Source organism: Paraburkholderia mimosarum LMG 23256 = NBRC 106338, from assembly GCF_000739815.1.
GTDB classification, from domain to species: domain Bacteria; phylum Pseudomonadota; class Gammaproteobacteria; order Burkholderiales; family Burkholderiaceae; genus Paraburkholderia; species Paraburkholderia mimosarum.
On sequence record NZ_BBJJ01000014.1, the window covers coordinates 42922 to 67033 of the forward strand.

At 63.8% G+C, this 24112-nt stretch carries 18 protein-coding genes and 3 pseudogenes; 9 read left to right on the forward strand and 12 right to left on the reverse strand.

Translation table 11 applies throughout. From position 1 onward, the window contains the following. The first annotated feature begins 4 nt into the window (after nt 1–4). The 3 genes from BMI01S_RS13195 to BMI01S_RS13205 all read left to right on the forward strand — a co-directional run bounded on the left by BMI01S_RS13195 (nt 5) and on the right by BMI01S_RS13205 (nt 3539). A complete protein-coding gene (locus BMI01S_RS13195; RefSeq protein ID WP_028230393.1) occupies nt 5–1063 on the forward strand; it encodes an ABC transporter permease in 1059 nt (352 codons plus the stop codon). Between the two features lie 86 nt (nt 1064–1149). Next, a complete protein-coding gene (locus BMI01S_RS13200; RefSeq protein WP_028230394.1) occupies nt 1150–2400 on the forward strand; it encodes an SfnB family sulfur acquisition oxidoreductase in 1251 nt (416 codons plus the stop codon). 143 nt (nt 2401–2543) lie between these two features. Next, nucleotides 2544–3539: a substrate-binding domain-containing protein gene (locus BMI01S_RS13205; protein WP_154671168.1), complete on the forward strand. Its 996-nt coding sequence runs from the start codon at nt 2544–2546 to the stop codon at nt 3537–3539. A gap of 113 nt (nt 3540–3652) precedes the next feature. On the opposite strand, the gene BMI01S_RS13210 is transcribed toward BMI01S_RS13205, so the two are convergent. The 6 genes from BMI01S_RS13210 to hyfB are packed head-to-tail and all read right to left on the reverse strand — an operon-like array spanning nt 3653 to nt 10794. Then, on the reverse strand, nt 3653–4162 hold the full coding sequence (locus tag BMI01S_RS13210) for an NADH-quinone oxidoreductase subunit B family protein (protein ID WP_028210313.1): 510 nt from the start codon (nt 4160–4162) through the stop codon (nt 3653–3655). After that, nucleotides 4162–5724, reverse strand: a complete 1563-nt coding sequence (locus BMI01S_RS13215; RefSeq protein WP_028230395.1) for a hydrogenase large subunit — start codon at nt 5722–5724, stop codon at nt 4162–4164. The genes BMI01S_RS13210 and BMI01S_RS13215 overlap by 1 nt, the downstream gene beginning before the upstream one ends. Before the next feature lie 3 nt (nt 5725–5727). After that, entirely contained in the window at nt 5728–7191 is a 1464-nt protein-coding gene (locus BMI01S_RS13220; protein WP_028230396.1) for a hydrogenase 4 subunit F, read from the reverse strand. Beyond that, nucleotides 7184–7843 carry a formate hydrogenlyase gene (locus tag BMI01S_RS13225; RefSeq protein ID WP_028210310.1) on the reverse strand — a complete coding sequence of 220 codons (660 nt, stop codon included), beginning with the start codon at nt 7841–7843 and terminating at the stop codon, nt 7184–7186. Before BMI01S_RS13225 ends, BMI01S_RS13220 begins: the two co-directional genes overlap by 8 nt. Next, entirely contained in the window at nt 7844–8794 is a 951-nt protein-coding gene (locus BMI01S_RS13230; RefSeq protein ID WP_028210309.1) for a respiratory chain complex I subunit 1 family protein, read from the reverse strand. Then, nucleotides 8788–10794 carry a hydrogenase 4 subunit B gene (gene hyfB, locus BMI01S_RS13235; protein ID WP_028230397.1) on the reverse strand — a complete coding sequence of 669 codons (2007 nt, stop codon included), beginning with the start codon at nt 10792–10794 and terminating at the stop codon, nt 8788–8790. The genes BMI01S_RS13230 and hyfB overlap by 7 nt, the downstream gene beginning before the upstream one ends. A 244-nt stretch (nt 10795–11038) precedes the next feature. Here hyfB and BMI01S_RS13240 point away from each other — a divergent pair, with 244 nt between their 5' ends. After that, the gene (locus tag BMI01S_RS13240) at nt 11039–11236 is read left to right on the forward strand and encodes a ribbon-helix-helix protein, CopG family (protein WP_028210307.1); all 198 of its coding nucleotides are present in this window, start codon (nt 11039–11041) and stop codon (nt 11234–11236) included. Nucleotides 11237–11265: 29 nt separating this feature from the next. On the opposite strand, the gene BMI01S_RS13245 is transcribed toward BMI01S_RS13240, so the two are convergent. Beyond that, a complete protein-coding gene (locus BMI01S_RS13245; RefSeq protein ID WP_028210306.1) occupies nt 11266–12102 on the reverse strand; it encodes a spermine/spermidine synthase domain-containing protein in 837 nt (278 codons plus the stop codon). Nucleotides 12103–12326: 224 nt separating this feature from the next. On the opposite strand from BMI01S_RS13245, the gene BMI01S_RS13250 reads away from it, so the two are divergent. The 3 genes from BMI01S_RS13250 to BMI01S_RS13260 all read left to right on the forward strand — a co-directional run bounded on the left by BMI01S_RS13250 (nt 12327) and on the right by BMI01S_RS13260 (nt 16405). Beyond that, nucleotides 12327–12773, forward strand: coding sequence for a hypothetical protein (locus BMI01S_RS13250; RefSeq protein ID WP_028230398.1), 447 nt, complete (start codon nt 12327–12329; stop codon nt 12771–12773). 80 nt (nt 12774–12853) lie between these two features. Continuing rightward, nucleotides 12854–15823, forward strand: coding sequence for a sensor domain-containing protein (locus BMI01S_RS13255; protein ID WP_169745487.1), 2970 nt, complete (start codon nt 12854–12856; stop codon nt 15821–15823). 234 nt (nt 15824–16057) lie between these two features. Continuing rightward, entirely contained in the window at nt 16058–16405 is a 348-nt protein-coding gene (locus BMI01S_RS13260; RefSeq protein ID WP_028210304.1) for a BON domain-containing protein, read from the forward strand. A 64-nt stretch (nt 16406–16469) separates the two neighbouring features. On the opposite strand, the gene BMI01S_RS13265 is transcribed toward BMI01S_RS13260, so the two are convergent. The 5 genes and pseudogenes from BMI01S_RS13265 to BMI01S_RS13285 all read right to left on the reverse strand — a co-directional run bounded on the left by BMI01S_RS13265 (nt 16470) and on the right by BMI01S_RS13285 (nt 22517). Further along, nucleotides 16470–17279 (reverse strand): siderophore-interacting protein, encoded by an 810-nt coding sequence (locus BMI01S_RS13265; protein ID WP_028230399.1) that lies wholly within the window; start codon nt 17277–17279, stop codon nt 16470–16472. 69 nt (nt 17280–17348) lie between these two features. Next, nucleotides 17349–18062 (reverse strand): PadR family transcriptional regulator, encoded by a 714-nt coding sequence (locus tag BMI01S_RS13270; RefSeq protein WP_081723339.1) that lies wholly within the window; start codon nt 18060–18062, stop codon nt 17349–17351. A 300-nt stretch (nt 18063–18362) separates the two neighbouring features. After that, nucleotides 18363–19559: pseudogene (locus BMI01S_RS13275) on the reverse strand (porin); the annotation flags it as partial. Nucleotides 19560–19702: 143 nt separating this feature from the next. Then, nucleotides 19703–21160, reverse strand: coding sequence for an amidase (locus tag BMI01S_RS13280; protein ID WP_042289445.1), 1458 nt, complete (start codon nt 21158–21160; stop codon nt 19703–19705). A 46-nt stretch (nt 21161–21206) separates the two neighbouring features. Then, a pseudogene (locus BMI01S_RS13285) lies at nt 21207–22517 on the reverse strand (MFS transporter). Nucleotides 22518–22793: 276 nt separating this feature from the next. On the opposite strand from BMI01S_RS13285, the gene BMI01S_RS13290 reads away from it, so the two are divergent. Beyond that, nucleotides 22794–23693, forward strand: coding sequence for a LysR substrate-binding domain-containing protein (locus tag BMI01S_RS13290; RefSeq protein WP_028230401.1), 900 nt, complete (start codon nt 22794–22796; stop codon nt 23691–23693). 32 nt (nt 23694–23725) lie between these two features. Then, nucleotides 23726–24109 (forward strand): annotated as a pseudogene (locus tag BMI01S_RS42970) (methyl-accepting chemotaxis protein); the annotation flags it as partial. Nucleotides 24110–24112: the final 3 nt, after the last annotated feature.

A 24112-nucleotide genomic window follows, 5' to 3' on the forward strand; every position in this document is an offset into this window, starting at 1 on the left:
CATCATGAAATCAGCCGCACCGACTCTCGAGCATGATGAATCACGCGCATCCAGCACCAGGCCGCGCCGCCGTCCAAACGCGCTCGCGTTGCTCGAACGCGCTGCCATCCTGGCGGTGCTTGCCGTGCTCATTGCCGTCTTCAGCGTGAAAGAGCCGGCATTCATCAGCATTGCCAACCTTTTCAGCATTCTTCAGGCGGTGTCGATCGTCGCGCTGCTCGGCATTGGCGTGACGATCACGCTCGCGGCCGGCGGCTTCGATCTTTCCGTGGGCAGCGTGGCGGCTTCGGCGCAGATGGCCGCGAGTTACGTGCTCGTGGTGTGGCACGGTAATGCATGGGGCGCCGCAGCGGCGTGCCTCACCCTGGGCATTGCGGCAGGGCTCTTCAACGGTGTGCTGATCACGCGGCTGCACGTGCCGGATCAGCTCGCCACGCTCGGCACGCTATTCCTGCTTGCGGGCCTGCAACTCATTCCCACCGGCGGACGTTCGCTCGCCACCGGCACGATCCTTCCGGATGGCAGCGAAGCGAGCGGTATGTTTCCGGACGGCTTCCTCGCACTCGGACGCGCGCGTCTTTTCGAAGTCGTTCCGGTGCCCGTGCTCGTGCTGCTCGCCGTGAGCGTGGTGGTCTCGTTCGTCATGGCGTCGACGCGTTGGGGACGCGTGTTCTATGCGATCGGCGGCAACGAGACCGCCGCACGGCTGGCCGGCGCCCCCGCGGCGCGCTACCGGAGCGCGGCTTACGTGGCTTCCGCGACGATCGCGTCGCTGGGCGGCCTGCTCATTGCCGCGCGCGTGGGGCGCGGCGATGTCAGTGCGGGACATTCGTTGCTGCTCGATGCCGTGGCGGCCGCGCTCGTGGGCTACGCGGTGTGGGGCGCGCGGCGGCCGAACGTGCCCGGCACCGTGATCGGCGCGGTGTTCGTAGGCGTTCTGCTCAACGGGCTGACCATGCTCAACGCGCCGTATTACCTGCAGGACTTCATCAAAGGCGCGCTGCTGGTGGTGGCGCTGGCGTTCACCTTCAGCGTTGGACGCAGGGCCGATGCGCGAGGCTGAGCGCCGTTGCATCGACATGGGGGGGCGGTGGGTCCGTCATGTGATGAATGATCAGTTACTCAACCTGTTCGACTGGAGTGAAAAACATGGCAGAGATACGGGAGCGCAACGAGGCGGCGCAAGCGAGCACCGCAGCCGGCACGGCGCCGCAGGCGGTGCGGGTGATCGCCACTGACGCCGAAGCGATCGAGGTGGCCCGGGCAGTGGCCGCCCGCCTCGCGCAAGGCGCCGCTGCGCGCGATAGCGAAAGGCGACTGCCGCGCGAGGAAATCGAGTGGTTTTCGCAATCGGGACTGTGGGGCATCACGGTGCCGAAAGCATATGGTGGCGCGGGCGTGTCGTTCGTCACGCTCACGGAAGTCTTCAAGCTGATCTCAGCGGCGGATCCGTCGCTGGGCCAGTTGCCGCAGAATCATTTCGGCCTCGTGGACGTGATCGCGCTCACGGGCACCGAAGAGCAGAAGGTTTATCTGTTCGGTGAAGTGCTCGCGGGCAAACGCTTCGGCAACGGATTTTCCGAGAAAGGCACGAAACACGTGCTCGATCTGAAGACGCGCGTGCGGCGCGACGGCGACGACTACGTGGTGGACGGCACGAAGTTCTATTCGACAGGTGCGCTCTTCGCGCACTTCGTCCCGGTGCTCGGTCTCGACGAAGAAGGTCGCGGCTGGCTCGCCTACATCCCACGGGACACGCCAGGACTCGCGGTCGTGGACGACTGGTCCGGCTTCGGTCAGCGCACGACGGCGAGCGGCACGGTTACGCTGGAAAACGTGCGGGTGCCTGCTTCGCTCGTGTTGCCGGCGCATCGCGTTTCGGAACTGCCGACGCTCAATGGGCCCGTTTCGCAGATCCTGCAGGCCGCAATCGATGCCGGAATCGCGCGCGCCGCGATCGACGACACGCTTGCGTTCGTGCGCTCGCGTTCGCGCCCGTGGGTGGACAGCGGCGTGGAGCGTGCGAGCGAGGATCCGTTGACCGTGCGCGAAATCGGCAATTTGCACATTCGCCTGCATGCGGCGGAGGCGCTGCTCGAACGGGCGGCCCGCCTGTTCGACGAGATCGCGGCGCAAGGCACGACCACGGAAGACGACGTCGCGCGCGCATCGGTTGCGGTCGGCGAGGCCAAGGTGCTCACCACGGAAACGGCCCTGCTTGCGGGAGAGAAGCTCTTCGAACTCGCGGGATCCCAGTCGACGCTGGCCGCGCACAACCTCGACCGCCACTGGCGCAACGCGCGTACGCATACGCTGCACGATCCTGTGCGCTGGAAGTACCACCTCGTCGGTAACTTCTATCTCAATGGTGTCAAACCGGCGCGTCACGCCTGGAACTGATGCGCTCTCACCCACGATCTCGATCCACAATCCAAACGTATGGGAACATCATGAGCATAACGAAACAAAAAGTGGCGGACGGTGCGCGATGGGGTCTGCCGGTGCGTCGCGCATTCGGTGCGATCGCGCTTTGCGCGGCCGGGATGCTGGGTGCGGCCGCACATGCGGATGCGCTCAAGGGAGCGCCTGCTCCTTTCGACCGGGGCGGCGTGAAGATCGCTTTGGTCAACTACCTTTCGGAGGGCGACTTCTTCCAGGCGTATGAGGCCGGCGCCCAGAAGCAAGCGAGGGCGCTCGGGGTCGATCTGCGGATCTACGAGGGGCGCCAGGACGCGGCGCAGCAGCGCGACCAGATCCAGCAGGCGATCAACCTGGGCGTGGCGGCCATCATCGTCAACCACGGCTTGCCGGAATCGCTCAAGGACGTCGTGCAGCAGGCGCTGGACAAAGGTATCAAGGTCGTGGCGTTCGACGTCAATCTCGCCAATCCGCGGATTGCGCAGATAGAGCAGAGCGATCATGATCTCGCGTCCCTGCTGCTCGCCCAGGCGGTGAAGGATAACGGCAAGTCGTTTTCGGCGGGCTACGTGTATGTAGCAGGCTTCGCGCCGCTCGACCGGCGAGACGAAGTGTGGCAGGCGTTCAAGCACGACAATCCGGGCGTGCAGGAGAAGGCGCGTTGGGGCACGGTGGACAATCCCATCGCTCAGTCGGTGGCGAACCAGGCGGCAGCGGCGTACCGCGCCCACCCGGAGATCCGGGTGGTATTCGCCCCTTACGACGAGTTCGCACGCGGCGCCAATCTGGCGGCCGGCGAGGCGAATCTCTCCGATAAGGTGCGCATCTATAGCGCGGACATTTCGACGGCGGATATCGAAGCGATCCGCGCGCCCAATAGCGCATGGGTCGCGACGGCCGCGACGAATCCAGCCGTGGTGGGCGCGGTATCGGTGCGGGCTGCGGCGCTCGAAGTGGCGGGGCAGCCGCCCGCTCGTCACATCGTGGTCAGACCCACGCTCGTGACGCGAGACGACCTCGTGAAGAACGACATTCGTACCGTTGCCGATCTCGGCGCGAAATTCCCGGCTTTCCGCGCGAGCGACGCCGCCACGGCGCCGTGGATACCGGCGGCCCAGTAGCGGGTCCGGGCCCGCGTCCCCATGCTGCGGGCGCGGGCGTTCGATGCGCCCGCGGCGGGCGGTGCCGCAAATAAATGCTTTCTTTGACGGCGGAAATCTATTCGTGCGTCGCGCTAACGGGCGCGGCATGCCGTCAGGATGCCTCGCAGCAGATCGATAGGGGGCGGCGGGCAGCCGGGGATTGCCACATCGACGGGCAAGATCGATGACACCGGACCGCACACTGCATAGCTGCCGGCGAATATGCCACCCGTGCACGCGCATTCACCTGCCGCGACAACGAGCTTCGGCGCAGGCGTTGCCTCATAGGCGGCGAGCACGGCCGCCTTCATGTTGAGCGTCACGGGGCCGGTTATCAGCAGCAGATCGGCGTGCCGCGGACTGGCGACGAATTTGATCCCCAGACCTTCGATGTTGTAGTAAGGATTGTTCAACGCGTGAATCTCCAGCTCGCAGCCGTTGCAGGAGCCCGCATCGATCTGCCGGATGCACAGCGCGCGACCGAGAACATCGAGTATTTCGCGGCGTATCTCCCGCTCCTCATGTTGCCATGCGTCTTCTGCCGTGGGCGCCGGTTCGTCTGGATGACCGCTGCGCGCGAATTGCCGGATAAGCTGCCACATCAGAGATCGTGCCCCGCGTAGTTCAGGTTGAACGACTTGTTGATCAAGGGGAAATCGGCAACGATGTTGCCGATGATCGCGTGCTCGAGCGCTGGCCAGGCCTGCCACGAAGGGTCGTGGCAATGGCAGCGCGAAACCTCGTCGTCGGCGCCGACTTCGAGCGCGACGAGCACATCGCCACGCCAGCCTTCCACCCAGCCCGTCCCGCGCGAAGGCGCGGTTGCCGGCTTCAGTTCGACGGCAAACGGTCCGGCCGGAAGATTGGCCAGCAGCGCACGTATCAGACGCAGGGACGCGTCGATTTCATCGAAGCGCACGGCAACCCGCGCCGCGACGTCGCCGCGCGGATCAGTTGCCGGCTGAACGGCGACGTCGTCATACGGAGCGGGTCGCAAGGATGCGCGCACATCGAAGGTATGGCCGCTGGCGCGGGCCGCGAGGCCGCGCACGCCGAAATGCGCGGCAACGTCGGCGGTCAATCGGCCTGTGCCGGCAAACCGGTCCTGCAATCCCGACTGGTCTTCGTAAATCTTGCGCATGGCGTGGACGTCGCGCTCCATCTGCTCACACTGCATGACCAATGCCTTAGCCGTCTCTGGGCGCATATCGACTGCCACGCCCCCCGGCACGATCCGGTCCATCAGATAACGATGCCCGAAGGCGTGAGCGTTCAGCCGGATCCAGTCCTCCTTGAGTCGTGAGAACTGGGCGAGTCCGAAGGCAAACCCCGCATCGTTGCCTAGCGCCCCAAGGTCGCCCAGATGATTGGCGACACGCTCCCTTTCCAGCAGCAGGGCGCGCAGATGCAACGCGCGGTTCGGCACCGCGACAGCGCATGCCTGCTCCAGCGCCATGCAGTACGCCCATGAAAACGCAACGGTCGAGTCGCCCGCGATTCGGCCCGCGACCCGATGCCCACCGGAGGCCGGGGTACGTTGGAACAGCCGCTCGACGCCGCGGTGCAAATAGCCTAGACGCTCCTCCAGGCGCAGCACCTTTTCCCCTACGACCGAAAACCGGAAATGCCCCGGCTCGATGATGCCGGCGTGGATGGGGCCGACCGCGATTTCGTGAACGCCGTCTCCCGCCACTTGCACAAAGGGGTAATCCGCTTCGCTCGATTCGAATCGTTCGACACCGGTTGCCTGTCCTTGCAACGGAAAATAGTCGCGCGGCCAGTTGCCGTGATTGAGCCACGGCCGGGTGTCCTCGGCACCGCGGGCCTGCAAGCCGGCGAGATCGAAGATCGCGCGCTGCATGCGGGCCGCGTAGGGAAATATGGCGGCCAGATCGGGGAAGCCACTTTCGCCATGCGGGCTACGCGCCATCGCAAGACGCGCCCACAGTATCCCGTCTTCACATTCGTACGCGGCGTTCGCCGAAAGAACCCCTTGGGGTGTTTCGCTCCCCCACATCGCAATGAGCCGGCTCCCCTCGGATCGTGCAGTACGCGCAATGTCGAGCCAGCCCGCCTCGTCGACTTCAGCAACGCTTGCCGATACCTGGCCGGGGCTGCGCTGGAGGCGGGTCGCCGAGTCGAACGACAACGAATCGAGTCGCATGGTCTAACCCCCCAGCATCGTCGCGGCCTGGCGATACCAGGTTGCGAGGTAAGGCGGCACATAGAGACCGAGCATCAGCCCGAGGCCCAGATGCACGAATACCGGCAGCAGAGCGGGGCGATGCTCGAGCGATTTCGCCGTTGTCGTTCCACCGAACACCATCTGCTGTACGCGCGCGAAGATGGCCGCGAATGCGACGGCGAGCGCGAGCAGAAGCAAGGGCGCGGTCCAGGGGACGGTGTTCATCGCGGTCGTCAGGATCAGGAATTCGCTTGCAAACACGCCGAACGGCGGCAGGCCGAGAATCGCGAGCGCGCCGAGCATCATTCCCCAGCCGACTGTGGGGCTGACCTGCAACAGCCCGCGAATCCCCTCGATGGTTTGCGTGCCTGCCTTCTGCGCCGCATGGCCGACCGTGAAGAAAATTGCCGACTTGACGAGGGAATGGACGGTCATGTGGAGCAGTCCGGCGAATGTCGCGATCGGGCCGCCAAGTCCGAACGCAAACGTCATGAGCCCCATGTGCTCGATCGAGGAATACGAGAACAGCCGCTTGACGTCCTTCTGGCGAAACAGCGAGAAAGACGCAATCAGCACTGACACCAGCCCGAACCCGACCAGCATCTTTCCGGGCAGCCCATTGCCCAGCGCGCCATCGGCAAGCACCTTGCAGCGCAGCACCGCATAGAGCGCGACATTGAGCAGCAGTCCTGAAAGTACCGCCGATATCGGTGTGGGGCCTTCCGCGTGGGCGTCGGGCAACCAGCTGTGCATCGGTACGAGTCCGACCTTGGTGCCGTAACCCACGAGCAGGAACACGAAGGCGATCGACACGATGTTCGGGTCGAGCTGCGTCCTGGCCGCGGCGAGGCTCGTCCAGAGCAGCGCATCGCTGCCGCTCAACTGCTGGCTGGCGGCGAGGTAAAGCAGGATCGTGCCGAACAACGCCTGCGCGATCCCGACACCGCACAGGATGAAATACTTCCACGCGGCCTCGAGGCTCGCGGCCGTGCGATAGACGCTCACTAGCAGCACGGTCGCGAGCGTGGCGGCTTCCATCGCGACCCACAGCACGCCGAGATTGTCGGTGAGCAGCGCGAGCAGCATCGCGAACATGAAGAGCTGGTACATGCTGTGGTAGAGCCGCATGCGGTTTGGCGTCATCCGGCCGCGGTCCTCTTCGACCTGCATGTACGGCCGCGAGAACAGCGACGTCGTCCAGCCGACGAACGCGGTCAGCGCGACGAGGTACACGTTGAGCGGATCGACGAAGAATGCGCGTCCGAATGCGAACGACGGCCCATGCTCGACGGTGCGCGCGGCGAGCACGACCGTCGCCGCGAAGGTCGCGAAGCTGAAGGCGACGTTCAGGTGACGTGCGACATGGCTCGCTCGCGTGAGCGCGAGGCATGCGGCGGCCACGAGCGGAATGCCGAGCACGGCTAGCACGACGTGGGCGTCACTCATCCTTGAGTTTCTCGATGTGATGGATGTCCAGGCTGTCGAACTGCTCGCGGATCTGGAACATGAATACGCCCAGAATCAGGAGTCCGACCAGCACGTCGAGCCCGATGCCTAGCTCCACGATCATCGGCATGCCGTTGGTCGCGGCCGTTGCGGCGAAGAACAGGCCGTTCTCCATCGACAGAAAGCCGATGACCTGGGGAATCGCCTTCGCGCGCGTGATCATCGCCATGAACGACAGCAGCACGCACGCGAGCGCGATTCCGAGCGTGCCGTGCGCGACCGAAGTCGCGAGCTGGCTGATCGGCGAGGCGACGTTGAACGCGATGATGACGAGCACGATGCCGATCAGCATCGTCGTCGGAATGTTGATGAGCGGCTCGACATCGGTGCGGACGTCGAGCCTGCGCACGAGCCGGTACAGGATCCACGGAAGCAGGCCGACTTTCAGCACCAGCGTCAGGCCGGCGGACACGTACAGGTGCGCATCGTCCGTCACGAATCCGAGGATCGCGTTGGCGAGCACCAGTGCGACGCCCTGCAGCGTATAGAGGTGAATCAGCGAGAGAATGCGGCGCTGGCTGAGCATCGCGAACGACAACGCGAGCAGGACGGCCGCGAGAAAATTGATGAGTTGCGTGGCGTAACCGTGCATTCATGCCCCCAGCAGAATGTGCACGAGCATGCCGATTACCGCGAGCAGGAAAGCGGTGGCGAGAAACTCGGGAACCCGAAATATGCGCATCTTCGCGTTGGCGGTTTCCACGGCGGCGAGCGCCGCGCCCCCCACCATCAGCTTGATGAAAAGCGCTGGCAACGCGAGCAGCAGGGCAAACGGGTTGCCCGCCCCGGCGATCCCCCACGGCACGAACAGCGCCAGACCGATGCACGAGTACGCGAACAGCTTGAGGCTCGCCGCCCATTCCATCAGCGCGAGGTGACGCCCTGAATATTCGAGGATCAGCGCCTCGTGGATCATCGTCAGTTCGAGGTGAGTGGTCGGATTGTCGACGGGCAGTCGTGCATTCTCGGCGAGCGACACCAGCGTGAACGCGATGCCCGCGAAGGCGAGGCTCGGATAGATCGTGAGCTCGCCCCGGCCGAGTGTCGCGACGATGCTCGTGAGCAGGGTCGACTGCGTGATCAGCGAGGCCGAGAACAGCACCATCAGCAGCGCGGGTTCCGCGAGAAAGCCGATCAGCATTTCGCGGCGGGCGCCGAGCGTGCCGAACGCGGTGCCGATATCCATCGCGGCGAGCGACAGCGCGACGCGCGCCAGCGCGAAGAGGCCGACGAGCGCGATCGCATCCGCGGCGGGCGACAGCGGCAGTTCGGTCGACAGTGTGGGCACGATCGCACACGCGAGCGTCATCGCTGCCCAGACGACGTAGGGTGCGCCACGGAACACCGGACTTGCGCTGTGCGCGACGACCGACTCCTTGTTGAAGAGCTTGTGGAGCATCCGGTAGGGCTGCCAGATCGACGGCGCGCGCCGGTTCTGCAGCCATGCCCGGCACTGGTTGATCCAGCCCGTCAGCAGCGGTGCGCCGGCAAGCGCCACGACAATTTCGAGGGCCTGGGAAATCACGCCGGAGAGGCTCACCATCGTCTCACCAGCATCAGGAGGATGATCAGCACCGCGAAGCTGTAGGTCAGGTACACGGCGATCTTGCCCGTCTGCAGCCGGCCCGCCCATTGCGCCGCGCGTTGCGTGAGCGCGGCGATGCGCTCGTAGAGCATGGACCAGGTGCGGTCGGTGACCGACACCCGGTAGACCGGCTGCGCATCGAACGGCGACGGCAATTGCCGCTCGACCTGCAGCAGCGGTGCGAAGATCTCCCGGATCGGCTGCCCGAACCCTTCGGCCGTGTCCTGCATCCGTGCTGTCGGGAACGGGAAGCCGCAGCTCCAGGGGGCGGCGCGCCGCAGACGGCCGTGGTAGAAGCGCCGCACCAGCACCCACGCGAGCGCGCAGCAGGCGATGAAGAACAGCATGAACACGGCGGGCATGTAACTCGCCCGGGCCGTCGACACCGGCGCGAACAGCAGCCAACCGTGATTGCTCCCGGCGACACCGGCTCCGACGAGCGAATGCGTGACAGGGTCGAGCAGCTTGACGAACTGCACGGGCATCAGCCCGAGCAGCACCCCCGCCACGGCGAACCAGCAGAACGCGAGCCGTTCCCAGGTATTCGCGTCGCGCGCGCGGCCCAGTTTTGCTTCTCTCGGCTGCCCGAGGAACACGATGCCGAAGAACTTGACCATCGTATAGCCCGCGAGCGCGGCCGACATCGCGACCAGCGCGGCCACGATCGGCACCGTCATGGCGAGCACGGAATCGGGCAAGCCCGGCGCGAACAGGAAGCTCTGCAGCAGGAGCCACTCCGCGACGAATCCGCTCAGCGGCGGCAATCCTGCGCTGGCAGCAACGCCGGCGAGCACGGCCCACGCGGTCCACGGCATGTAGCGGATCAGGCCGCCGAGCTTGCCGAGATTGCGCTCGCCGGTGGCGTGCAGCACGGCGCCCGTACCGAGGAACAGCAGACTCTTGAACGATGCGTGCGCAACGATCTGATAGAGCATCGCGGTCATCGCGAGGGCCGACAGGCGCGGCATGCCGCATGAATGAAACAGCACTGCGAGCCCGAGCGCCGCGAACATCAAGCCGACGTTGTCGATCGACGAATAGGCGAGCAGGCGCTTCATGTCGACCTGGATCGTGCTGAACACCACCCCGAGCAGCGTGGTGCCGACGCCAAGCACGAGCAGCAGCACGCCCCACCACGCGATCTGCACATGGAGCAGGTCGAACAGGGTGCGCAGCATGCCGTAGAGGCCGACTTTCAGCACGAATCCGCTCAGGAGCGCGGACACCGGAGACGGTGCCGCGGGGTGGGCATCGGGCAGCCAGACATGCAGCGGGAACAGGCCCGCCTTGGCGCCGAATCCGGTGAGCGCGAACAGGAACGCAAGCGACGCCCAGAATGCGTCGAGCGACTGCGCGCGCATGTTCGCGAATGTGTAATCGCCGGTGCGAGCCTGCAGAATGCCGAAGCAAAGGAGCAGTGCGAGCGCGCCGACGTGCGAAATCAGGAAATACAGGTAAGCGGCGCGACGGATTTCGCCGATTCGATGGTTGGTCATCACGAGGAACGTTGCCGACAGCGTCAGCGTTTCCCAGGCGACCATGAACACGTAGGCGTCGTCCGCGACGAGCACGAGCGCGATGCTCGCGACACACACGTGGTATTCGAAACAGATGAGCCCCGGTGCGGTCCCTTCGCCCTTGCGGAAATAGCCGGCGGAAAAGGCTCCGATCCCCGCGCTGACGAGGCCTAGAACGAACAGGAAATAGCCGGACAAGCGGTCGAGGCGCAGATGGAACGGAAGGCCGGGCAGGCCGACGGGCAGGACCAGGGTGGATGGCTCGGCGAAGATGCCGGCAAGGCCTGTCGCGCCCAGCAGCAATCCGGCGAGCGCGCCGAGCGGAAACAGACCGTGTGCGACAACACGCGTGCGATGCAGAACACAGAGACCCAGCGCGCCGACCGCGAGCCAGGCAGCCACGACCAGCAGGACGAAATGGACGACAGGCACGGGTGCCATCCGCAATGTCTCCAGTGCACTCGGATTGGAGGAGGATGGACAGTGCCCGGTACACCGGCCCTGTCCTGGCCGTAATATTACATCGAAAGTTTCATATAGCTAGCAGCATATGATAATGACGTTATCATATGAGATACATGCGGCGAAAAGCGGGGGCTTCACGCGCGCCGGATCGCGTCGCCATTGGATTCGAGGGCGAGTGTATTATAATCTGATTATCATACTTGCCTTTTCTTCCCTGCCAATGGAAACGAAAACCGCGCGCTTGACCATCCTGATCGACCCCGCCAAGAAGGAAGCATTCGAGAAGCTCTGTGCCGCGCAGGATCTGACGTCGTCTCAGGTTGTCCGGCAGCTGATCCGCGAATATCTCGAACAGCACGGCGTGACCTACAAGACCAAGAGCCCGCTCGCCAAGCGGGTCGGGCGTAACGCTGGCTAAACCCGGGCTGGCTGAACCCGGGAGCGGTTTCAGGCGCCGCATTCCCAGTGCGCGTGCCCGTTCGCGCGCCAGATCAACCGTTTCGGGTCCAGGCTTGCGCCGCTCTTGAGCCGCCTCGCAATGGAAGGCAGCTTCAGGTCATCGGCCCACGCATACGAGAAGGCGCGATCGAGCAGCACCTGCGAGGACGGCAGGCGGCTTCTGCCTTTCCAGGCGAAAGCGACGAAATTGCTGTCGTCCGCGCATCGGACCACCGCGTATGAGCAACCGAACACGGATTTCAGTCGTTCGACGTACAGGTCGAGCGCCGGTTCGTCGTCGGTAAAATTCATCGCGAGGACGCCCGTTTCCGACAACCGTTCGCGGCATGCGGAGAAGAACGCGATATCGGCGCACTGGTGGGCGATCCCGCCCGGCACGTAGGCGTCGACCAGGATGGCGTCCGCGGCGAAGCCTTCGTGGCGGATGTAGTCCGCGCCATCGGCGAGCACGACGCGCAAACGCGCGTCGTCTGCCGGTATCCTGAACACGTCGCGCAGCGCAATCACTTCAGGGTCGACCTCGACCGCGGTGATCTTCACCTCAGGCAGATGCCGATAGCAGTACTTTGCCAGCGACCCCCCGCCCAGCCCGATCATGCAGATGTGCCTCGGAGCCGGCTGCAGCAGCAGGAATCCCATCATCGTGCGCGTGTAGCCGAGCGTGAGCCTGTCCGGCGCGCGAAGCGACATGCAGCTCTGGGTGGCAAAGTGATCGAAGTGCAAGGACACCGCGTGCTGCGTTTCCAGCACGAAGGGTCGCTTGTCGTTCAATGGCGTCGAGAGGAACTCGAGGAATGCGTCACTGGATGTCCGGTCGCCGTCCATTCTCGATATATCCCATAGTCAAACAAGTGCGTAAGCACCGATGCGTTTCGCGTGCGGTTGCAAGGCGCCAGATCGGGCCCGTTTCCGGAAAGCCGGCCTTGCACAGGAAGCAGCCGCGCGCACACGGCATTATAATGCAAAGCACATTTCCTTACCTCTGGATTATAATTGGTGAATTGCCGCCCTTCAGCGAACTTGCGGGCGGATTCGCTGAGGATGTCGTCATGTTCGATCTGGATGGAGCGTTGCTGCTGCCTGACCGGCGCCTGGTGCGTCTGCGGGAAATTACCGGAAATCGGGGGCTGGTCGCGGTGGGAGTCGGGCGCGGCGGCGAACGCGGCTTCCAGATGGTCCACCGGTTCCATGAGGTCGGCGAGCAGCTCGCGGCGGGCGGCATTCACCTGGCGTTTGTTTATCCGCGCGAATCGTCCCGGCACGTGCTGGATGCGATCTCGGTGGCGAGCGCGCGGTTCCGGCGCCATCCATGGCTCCTTCTGGACGTGGACGGACAATGTTTCAGGCAGGGCGTGTGGCCCCGATCGCTCGAGGCGGTGCACCTGGACCAGGACATGAAGCGACTCGCCGGCGTCGGCATCGACCTGCAAGACACGTCGTGGGAAAGCCAGCTCCGGGCGTTCCTCACGCGCTGCCAGATGGAGACTTCGGCCTGAATCCGCGCCGTCGGCGCGCTTCAGAATTCCCGCATTCTGCCGTTATGCAGTGGATTGCATGCCGAGTTGCGCAGCTGAGGTTGCCGAATGCCGGGAACGCCTGCGTAGATGGGCTTGTGCGGGCACACAGTCTCCTTAATAGCATGGAAAACCCTGGAATGGATGCCGGAAGCGACTACTGCATTCCGGTCGGCGACCTGCCTATGCCCGTCATTCGTTACGACGCGCGTGGCCAACGGCGCTATATGAATCGCGCAGCCAGGGCGATGATGAACGCCGCAACAGGCGTGTCGAACGTCGAAGCCGGCGTGCTTTTACCGCAGGCGCTGCAGAAATACCTCGATGCGATCCAGGAGGTCGCGTCCACCGGCATCGCGCGCGAAATCGAGCTCACGTTCGATGCCTTGCCGGAGGCCCAGCGCAAACACTACCTGGTGCAGTTCGTAAGCGAGCCGGTTCAGAACGGCGCCGCGGGGGTGCTCGCGATCTACGTCGATATCACTGCCCGCAAACAGGCGGAGGCGAAGCTGCGCGAGCGCGAGGCGTTTCTCGAATCGCTGCTCGATACCGTCCCCATTCCTGTCTTTTCCAAGGACAGGGAAGGGCGGTATCTACACCTGAATCGGGCTTTCGAAGAATTCCTTGGGATTGCGAAGCAACGATTCATTGGCAAGACCGTCTTCGAGACGAGCCCATACGAGTTGGCCCAAACCTATTTCGACATGGACGAGGATCTCTTTGCGAAAGGCGGGATCCAGCGATACGAATTCAAGGTTCAGAACGCAAGCAAGGCCGTGCGCGACGTGGAGTTCAGCAAGGCGGTTTTCCACGACGATGAAGGTCGCCAGGCCGGTTTGATCGGCGCCATCCTGGACATCACCGAACGCAAACAGGCTGAATTCGAGCAGCGGGCACAGTTCGAGAGGATTGTTCAGCTCAACAGGCGTCTCGAAGACAAGGCGCTCGAACTTTCCGACGCACGCGCACAGCTGATGACGGTGCTGCATACCATCCCCGACATGGTTTGGCTGAAGAGCACCGCTGGCAATTTTCTGCTGTGCAATCACAGCTTCGAGCAGTTCGTCGGCAAACCGAAAGCGGGAATTCTCGGAAAAACCGGGTACGACATCTTCGATGCCGACGTCGCCGATTTCTTCCGGGAACGCAACGAGGCCGCAATCGGCGCGATGCACGTTTGCGTGAGCGAGGAGTGGGTGGTGGCGCCGGCCACCGGCGAAAAGACCCTGCTCGAGACCCGAATGCTGCCCGTGTTCGACGCGGGAGGAACGGTGGCGGGCGTACTCGGCGTGGCGCGAGACACGACCGAAAGGCGGCGCTTCGACGAAAGGCTCGCCACCCGGGAGCGGGAGTTCAGAACGCTCGTCGAGAATTCTCCTGACACGGTCGCCCGTTACGGCAGGGACTTCCGGCGTATTTACGTCAATCCGACTTTCGCATCGCTTTCTGCTGGCGGTGCAGACGCGCTGCTCGGCAAGACGCCGAGTGAGTTTCCGGGCGGTCCCAGTACGGTTCTCTATGAGCAGCAGATTGCGGAAGTGTTCGCAAGCGCGAGCGACAGGGAGTTCGAGTTGACCTGGCCGGCCAGCGGCGGCAAGCAACTTTGTCATCTGATCAGGTTGACGCCGGAACTGGGGCCGGGCGGAGCAGTTGAAACCGTCCTCGCCGTGGGGCGCGACATCTCGGAACTCCACGCGTCCAGAGGAAAAATCCATCGTATGGCGTATTTCGATGCGCTCACGACGCTGCCGAACCGCGTCATGTTCAACGAGCATCTGCGCCGGGCAATCTCCGTGCGTTCATCGGGCCGTTTTACCGCCGTCATGATGATCGACATGGACCGCTTCAAGGAGGTCAACGATACGATGGGCCACGCGGTCGGTGATGATCTGCTGCGTGAGGCGGCGCGCCGTCTGCTCGCGTGCGTGCGTCCCGGCGATACCGTTGCCCGTTTTGGAGGAGACGAGTTCGCCATTCTGATGCCCGAGGTCGCGGATCGCAGCGTGCTCGAACGAATCTCCGCGACCATCATCAATCAGCTCGATGAGCCATTCCTGCTCGACGGAAGGGAAGTGTTCGTTTCCTGCAGCGTCGGCATCGCGCTGCATCCCGTCGACAGCACGGATGCCAAGGATTTGCTCAGATATGCTGACTCGGCAATGTACCTCGCGAAGCGCTCTGGGCGGCGCGGGTTTCGCTTTTATACGAGAGACCTGACCATCGAGGCGACTGCGCGTCTTTCGCTCGAATCCGAGTTGCGTCGTGCGATCGATCAAGGCGAGCTCGAACTGTACTACCAGCCTCAGATTTTGCTTCGCAGTGCAGAAGTCATCGGATCGGAGGCCTTGCTGAGATGGAATCGCGCCGGCGAGGGGTTCGTCCAGCCCGCCCAGTTCGTGCCGCTCGCCGAGGAAACCGGGCTGATCGTCGAAATCGGGCGATGGGTGCTTCGCGAGGCCTGTCGCTCCGCCGCGCAATGGAACGCCGGGGGTGGCCCGCGCCATAGAGTGTCGATCAATCTCTCCGCCAGACAGTTTCAGTCGCGCGACCTGGCGCTGATGGTAAAGAATATCCTCGATGAAACCGGTTGCCGACCCGAGTGGCTGGAATTCGAAATCACCGAAAGCCTGCTGCTGGAGGAGGACGACTCGGTCATGAGCGCGCTTCTGGCATTCGAAAGCATGGGCCTGTCGATCGCAATCGACGATTTCGGCACCGGTTATTCGGCGCTCAGCTATTTGACGCGCTTTCCTATCGACACGCTCAAGATCGATCGAACCTTCGTGCAGCAAGCCACGACCGACCGGCGCCACGCCGAGCTTGTGAAGGCGATCCTTTCCATCGCACGTTGTCTGGGGCAGCGGGTCGTTGCTGAAGGCGTCGAAACGATAGAACAAGCGGCATTTCTCGATGCCCATGGTTGTGAGGTCGCACAAGGATTCCTCTACAGCAGACCGCTCAGGAAGTCCGACATTGCGTCGTTTCCCCGTTATCTCACGGCGGGCACGCCCGGCGCCCGGACGGCAGTCTGACTATCAATATCCTTCGGCAACCTCGAAGGACCAGGGTGCCAGATGACTGATATTTCCGCCAATATCGAGAGAGCGATGGACCGCCTGGCGACGCATTCGCCCGCGCGCGCCTATGATGGGAGCGCGGCGAGGTTTCTCTGCGGGCATTCAGCGGTTTGCGGGATGACCTCGGAGCCGCAAGTTGCGCGATGACTTTGCAGGGATCCCGATCTGTCAAAACGGAGGTAAATCCAAATGAACGCAACCAGAATGATCAAGTTGGCAAGTGGTGCCTTGATCGCACTTGCATCAGTGTTGGCCTATGCCCAATCGTCTGAAGGCGATGCGACGACGCCTGCCGCATCGGCGAAGTCCACCAAGGCGGAAAACCATGCGCTCGGCAAGAAAGTGCGTGCTGCCCTCACGAAAACCAAGGATCTGCACGCTGAGAACATCACCGTGAAGGCGCACGGCGGCACCGTATCGCTGGATGGGACGGTACCCGACGCCTCGCAGATCGATCTCGCGACGACGGCCGCCAAGGGCGTGGCTGGCGTAACTTCGGTCGAGAATCATCTCACGATCAAGGAACCGGGGCAGTAATCCTGCCCAGTAGTCGAAAGCGCGCGGCACGCGTGCCGCGCCCCGAATGCACGATCGATTTCGTTCAGTCGTCGATCGTTTCATGCGCCGCCTGCGCGCCCCGCCGCCAGTAAGCAGAGGCGCGAATTCGCCGCTTGTCCACGCCGCGCTCGTTGCAGAGGTGCGCGCGCACCGCGCGTATCGCCGAGGCTTCGCCTGCGGCCCAGACATAGCCCTCGCCGGGCGGCAGCCAGACTTCGGACACGGCATCGACTAGCGGGTATGCCGATTCGCTTTCCTCGCGATAGCACCAGATGGCATAGAGATCGGCTTCGGTCGGCAGCGCGATGCGGGCCGCGCGATTCGCCACTTCGACGACCACGGCCACGCGTGCGCCGGCCGGCAGCTCGGTGAGGCGCCGCTGGATGGCCGGCAGTGCCGTTTCGTCGCCGACCAGCAGATGCCAGTCGAAGCCCGTGGGGATCACCATCGAGCCGCGCGGTCCGCCCACGCCGAGGTACTGGCCGGGCTGCGCCCGCCTCGCCCATGCCGTGGCCGGGCCGGCCTCGTGCAGCACGAATTCGATGTCGAGTTCATTGGCCTGCGCGTCGAAACGGCGGGGCGTGTAATCGCGCGCGGCCGGCCGCTCCATACCTTCCGGGAACACGATGCCATCCGGGCCGAAGCTTGGCAGTACTGGCTTTTCCTCTCCGTTGGCGGGGAAGAACACCTTCACGTGATCGTCGAACGATGCCGACACGAAATCGCTCAGGTCGCCCGTGAGGGTCACGCGCACGAGCGCGGGCGAGAGCGCGTCGACGCGCGCCACGCGCAACAGTCGGAACTTCAGCGGATGACGCACGCGGGCGATTTCGAGTTGGGGTGAATTCTGCATCCAGGACTCCGGAATAATGCGGCATGGACCGCCGCGGGCCATCTTGCGAATGATGAAGAAAGGCGGCCCTCAAGCGCCGCCGTTTTCGATTTCCTCGGTGGCGCGCGCGAGAATCGCGGCGATGCGGCGCTGTTCCTCGGGCGCGACGTCGGTGCGACGCAGCAGTGCGCGCTTGAGCGCGCGGCGCGCCTCGATCAGTTCACGTACCCAGCCGCTGCCTTCGGCCGGATCTTCGCCGGCCATTGCACGGCGCATGACTTCCATCTTGCGGCCAAAGTGCGTGAGCTTCGCGAGAATCAGGTCGGCGCGTTCGCGGTTGGCTTCGAGGTACGCGCGGCCTTCGGGCGAAAGTTCGTAGCGCTTGCGGTTTCCTTCGAGCGTCACGCTCACGTAGCCGAGTTCTTCCAGATACGTGAGGGCCGGGTAGACCATGCCGGGGCTCGGGCTGTAAAAGCCGTTCGAGCGCGCGTCGAGCGCCTTGATGAGTTCGTAGCCGTGGCTCGGCCGTTCGGCGAGCAGCACGAGCAACATGAGTTGCAGGTCTTCCGACGTGAACTTGCGGCCGCGGCCGAACCCGTCGCCGTCGCCGAAGCCGCGGCCGAAACCTTCGCCAAAGCGATCGCCGAAGTCGCCGGGGCCGTCGCCGCCGCGATGCCGGCCCATGGCGTGGCGCAGGGCATGCCAGGCGTGCAAGGCGGCGCGAGGGCCGCCGAAGAGGGCGCGCGGATCGGGCTGGATATGGCCGTGACGGCCGGTGTAACCAGAATCAGGGCGGTGGCGCATGAGGCCTCCTTGATCGTAAGTATCTTAAAACATGTCGTACGATATATATCTTAAGAGTGTTTGTCAAAGCGTTTATTTGGGATACCGCGTGCACAATAAAGTGTGCGGCAACGCAGAAATTGTGCTTTGGAAGAAAAAGTGTGCGGGAGCGGCGATATTTGGCGTGCAGCGCACAATTTCTCGCTAAATTTGCTATCGAGTTGAGATCTCGAAGCGAAGAGTTGAGGCCAATCCTTCGTTCGAAGCTTCGCCGCGCGAGGCGCCGGTGTATCACCGTGTGCCTCGCGCGGCGAAGCCGCATCAGAACTTGTGGCGCATGCCGATGCGAACGACCGCCTGCTTGTTGTCCGCCGATGCGGACGGCCCGTTGATCGCCGCCACGGCGGCGCTGCCAGTCGAATCCGTTCCCGAGGCTTTCTGATAAACGCCAATCAGATAGACATCGGTGCGCTTCGAAAGCAGATAGTCGAGACCTGTCGCGACCTGGTTGTATGTCGCGCCGTCTTTTCCCGCCATCGAATTGCCGTGCGTATGGTTGTACGCAACGCCCCACAGCAACATCGGCGTGAATTGATAGCGGAAATTGACTTCGACGTTGTTGAAGATTGCTGTTCCGCTCAGACCGCGCGGGTTGGGTCCGGAAGACAGGTCGCCGAGATTGCGAAAGCGCGTGTTCGAGTAGACCACGCCCGCGGTGCCAGAGCCGGCTGTCCATGCGGCTGCGGCGGCGAATACACCCATCGAGTTCGCTGATGCGTAACCCGAGTACACGGGCGAGACCATGTTGCTGCCGGGCACGCCGTTGGCGACAGCGGCCGGGCTGCCAGTGCTGCCGAAGAACGCCGTGTTGGGGTTCTGCACGTCCAGGTAGCCCGCGGCAAGCGTGAGCGCGCCATTCGCATAGCCCGCTGTCGCCGACCAGATGCGATTGCGCGCGAAGTTGCCGGCCACGCCGCCCGGGCTGAACATGCCCGCGAAGGTCAAGCCCGCATACGCGTTGCTCGTGATCTTGATCGCGTTGTTGGTGGCGTTGGTGTTGTTGATGTTATCGAGGTCGCCGGGATGCGCGACCATGTAGCCGCCCCATTGGCCGCCCGCCTCCATCGTGCCGATCATGTCGACGTTCGTGTCGTACTGCCGCCCGAGCGTGAGCGTGCCGTATGGCGAAGCCATGCCCACGTACGCTTTCTTGCCGAACAGCAAGCCGCCCTGGGCCGCCTTGCCCGTGCTCGCGTCGAAGCCGTTTTCCAGCACGAATATCGCTTTGAGGCCACCGCCCAGGTCCTCGGTGCCGCGCAGTCCCCAGCGGCTTTGCTGTATCACGCCGCTCAAAAGACGCACGGCGCTGTGCCCGGCAACGCCGCCGCTGGCGTTGGCCGTGGCGGCGTTGCTGAAATAGCTGATGCCCTCGTCGATGATGCCGTATAGCGTGACGGAGCTTTGTGCCTGCGCGAGCGCGGGTGTGGCAGCCGCGGCGCAAACTGCGAGAAGCGCTTTATTTCATGTGGTCTGACGCTCAGGTTGGGACTGCACGAACAGGGGCGCGCCATGCGAAGCGGGCACGCGCAAGGCCGGGCGGTCTCATGCGGACCGCCTGGGGGAAAAGGTTGCGTGAAAGGGCGCCGCGAAGGGCGCTTAGGTTATGTGCCGATTACGGGCGGGCGCGGCAGGCTGTGCGCCGCGGCCTGCTCATAGGCGTGGCCCAGTTGCAGCACGCCCCAGTCGTCGCGATAGCGGCCCGCGATCTGCATGCCGACGGGCAGGCCCGAGGCGCTGAAGCCGCACGGCACGGCCAGCACGGGCGCTTCTGTCGAGGAGAGATACCAGCAGATGCGCATCCAGTCGATGTACGTCGTAAATCGCTGGCCCATGAACGATTCGGGCCAGCGCAGCGAGGCGTCGAATGGATGCATCTGCGTGGCCGGCAGCACATAGAACGAATGCTGGTTCATGAATTCGCGCATGCGCTGGAACAGCGCAGTCTTGCGCACGAACATCTGGCCCAGGTCGGCGGCGCTCATCGAGCGGTGCAGGCGGCACTCGTCCTCTATCTCCGGCTTGAGCAGCGACTGCGCTTGCGCATCGAACTGCTGGACGAGCGTGCCGATCATCCACGCGCGCTCCATTCGGAACACGTCTTCGGCGTCGGCGAGGTCGGGGTCCGCGAACGCGACTTCGCAACCGAGCGATTCGAACACCGCCGCCTGTGCGTGCACCATACGCTGGATTTCCGGGTCCACGGGCAGCTCTGCGAGATTCTGCGAAAACGCCATGCGTACGCCGCGAAAATCGCGTTGCAGGGGTCGCGCGAACACGCTGCCGGGCTCGCCGAGTTCCGTCGCGATCTCGCCGCTCGGGCCTGCGATCGCGCTGAGCAGCAACGCGGTGTCGGCTACGTTGCGCGCCATGGGGCCGTCCACGCCGAGCGTGGTCCAGCCGTTGAGATCAGGCGCGCGCGGCACGCGGCCCGGCGAAGGGCGCAGGCCCACGATGCCGTTCCAGGCCGCGGGATTGCGCAGCGAGCCGCCCATATCGCTGCCGCAAGCCAGCGGGTTCATGCCGCAAGCCACCGAAGCTGCCGCGCCGCCGCTGCTGCCGCCCGCGGACTTGCCCGGATCCCACGGGTTACGCGTGACGCCGAACACGTCGTTGAAGGTATGGGAGCCGGCGCCGAACTCGGGTGTATTCGACTTGCCGATCATGAGCGCGCCCGCCGCATCGCAGCGCCGCACGATCAGCGCGCTATGGTCCGGCACGTGATGCTCGAAGGCTTTCGAGCCGTACGTCGTGCGAACGCCGCGCGTGGCAGTCAGGTCCTTCTGCGACACGGGAAGCCCGTGCAATGCCCCTTGCCACTCGCCGCGCGCCCAGCGTGCGTCGATCTCCCGTGCGCGGGCGCGCAATTGCTCCGGGTCGCCCGTTGTGACGAGCGCGTTGACACGCGGATTGACGGCTTCGATGCGGTCAAGGTGGGCGTCGAGTATCTCAGCGGCGCTCACTTCGCGTTTGCGTTGCAGTTCGAGCAACGAGAGTGCGGACAAATCGCATAACGAATCAATTTCGGTGTTGGATCGGGCGATGTGCGGCATGTCGTACATGGAGAATGGCGCGGTTGTTGCGGGTGAAAGGTGCGCGCTACGGCGATCAGATCTCTTCGCGGGAGCGTTCGGTGATGTAGGCGAGCGGCACGAGCGAGATCAGACCGCATACGATCACGTACCAGGCCGGCGAAGTCGGGGCGCCCGTCGCGCCGATGAGCCAGGTCACGATGAACTGCGCAAAGCCGCCGAAAATCGACACGCCCGCCGCATAAGAAAGCGAAAGCCCGGTTGCGCGCGTGCTGCGTGGAAAGAGTTCCGGCAGCAGCGGACCGGTCGCGCCCGCATTGATGGAGTGCAATGCCGCCAGCCCGCAGACGACGAGATAGAGCGTGAGCACAGAAGGATGGTGCGTGATCGCGAGAAAGCCGGGCAGGATCAGCAGCGTGAGCAGCGCGCGCGAAATAAACGCCACACGTTTGCGGCCGAATCGATCCGACCAGCTTCCACCCACAGGCGACATCACGAGCATCACGGCGCCGGAAAGAATGCCACACCACATGGCCGTGTCCATCGGCAGGTGCAAGACCTTGATGGCATACGTCGACATGTAATAGAGCACGATGAAGTGCGCGGACGTTCCGCCGATTACCAGCAGAAAGGCGAAGAGGAGCTGTATGCCGTCGCGCGTGAAGACGGTGCGCAGGACGCCGTGCTCGCCGTTCACGGCATCGGGTGCGAGGTGTGCGTCGCTGCCGATGCGCGCGCGAAGATAGAGACCAACCGGCGCGATCAACACGCCCGCGAGAAACGGCAGACGCCAGCCCCAGCTTTCGAGCGCGGCCGTAGTGAGGAAGTGCGAGAGCAAAAAGCCCACCAAAGAGCCGGCGAGTGCAGCGGCGCCCTGGCTCGCAAACTGCCAGCTCGTGATGAAGCCACGCCGGTCAGCGCGCGCGCGCTCGGCGAGCAGCGTCGTTGCCACACCGACTTCGCCGCCTGCGGAGAACCCCTGCAGGAGCCGCGCGACGAGCACGATGAGCGGCGCGGCGAGGCCGATTTGCGCGTAGGTCGGCGCCAGGCCGATCATGCCCGTGCCGAGCGCCATGCACAGCAGCGTGAGGTTCATGGCGGCGACGCGTCCAAAACGGTCCGCGAGCAGCCCGAACATCACGCCGCCCAGCGGCCGGGCGATGAAGCCCACGCCGAAGGTCCCCACGGAAAGCAGCAACTGCTGTTATGACGTGGCCAGCGGGAAGAACAGCTTGCCAAGCAGCACGGCAAAGAAGCTGTAGACGGTGAGATCGAAGAACTCGAAAGCATTGCCGATCGTGACCGCGACGATCAGGCCGCGGGTCGAGATGGATTTCGCCGGCGCCGCTGGGGCGAGCGCTGCGGAGCGCAGGGTGGGTGACTTCATGAACGGCATTCCTGTCGAGAGTGAATCGTTCGTCGATATGGTCTATGCGTGAGGAGTCCTGCATGACGCGCTCATGACGACAGGAAGAGTCTAGGGAGCCAAAATAAAGCCGCTGATTTGCTTTTTCTTATTGTGATAACGCGCGGTTATCACATGCCCGCAAGCGATGCGGGCTAAGCCGCATGGTTTCAGCATTTCTTCCGGGGTAGGATGAACAGTGTCACACGCCAGGGTCAGACCTGGATCCTGTCCTGTCTCAATAGCGGAATCACGACCTTGAAGCACAACCAGTTACGCGCGCTTGTCGCCATTGCCGAGCATGGCAGCTTGCGAGCCGCGGCTAAAACTGTCTGCCTTTCGCAGCCAGCGCTTACCAAGGCGATCCGCGAGCTCGAACAGGATCTTGGCGTACCCCTGGTCGCACGCAGCGCTCGTGGTGCTCAACTTACGCAGTTCGGCAGGGCGATCTATGCGCGGGCCAAGCTCATTCTCGCTGAGATGCAGCACGCGCGTGAAGATGTGTATCGGCTATCGGGACTCGAGGGCGGTGTCGTGTCATGCGCGGTGACCCCGTTGATATCGCTGAAGTACATAGCGCGCGCCATCAGAATGTTCAGAAAACGCATGGCAACGACGCGGCTTTCGGTGCAGGAAGGCTTTCTGACTCAGGCAATGGCGGGGGTGCGCGATGGTTCGCTTGACTTCGCCATCGCTATTCTCGACGACACCAGGATATCGAACGAATTCCAGTTTCGTTCACTTCTTGAAGCAGAACTGATCATTTCTGCGCGGCAGGGCCATCCGCTCGCCAACGCGCAGTCAATCTTCGAGCTCGGGAGTGCCGAATGGATGTTGAACACGACGCCCGAAAGCATGGGCCGCGTCTTGCAGGATTATTTCGTCGCTATGGGTGCGGGCGCACCACGAGTGGTGATGGAGTGCAGCTCGTTCAGCGCCAGTTTTTCGATGTCGGCGAACAGCGATCTGCTGTCTTGCTGCCCCAAGGCCTTTCTCGAGACGCCGTGGTTCAGTAGCCGGGTGGTCGCCGTTCCGGTCACGGAAGGCTTGCCGCGTGTGAGGGTCGGAATCGTTTCGCGACGCGACGCACTGAATACGGCAGCATGCGACTATTTGATTGATTGTTTTGCGGAGGCGGTGTCGGCGCTGTCGCCTTGATTGGGGCTTGAGATTGTCGCAGCAAACACGGCGTGACCGACATCATGAGCGAAATCTCGTCCGCATCCGAAGAACAAAGCACGGGCATCGAGCAGGTCAACCGCGCCGTCACGCAGATGGACGAGGTCACCCAGCAGAACGCCGCACTGGTCGAAGAAGCCTCCGCCGCTGCGCAATCGATGGCCCAGCAGGCGCAGGCACTGCGCGAAGCGGTCGCCGTCTTCAAGGTCGGGGAGTCGTCCGTCATGGCAGCAGGTCGCACGCCACTCGGCGCGACGGTCCCGAGTCCTGCGAAACCGCCGCGGGTGCACTATGTGCAGCGCACCGCGGCGTATCGGGCTGAGACCCGTTCGGCCCACCCAAGGGCGGAACCCGAAGGGCGCCCGGGTAAGGGCAGCCCACTGTGCGCGCGATGAACG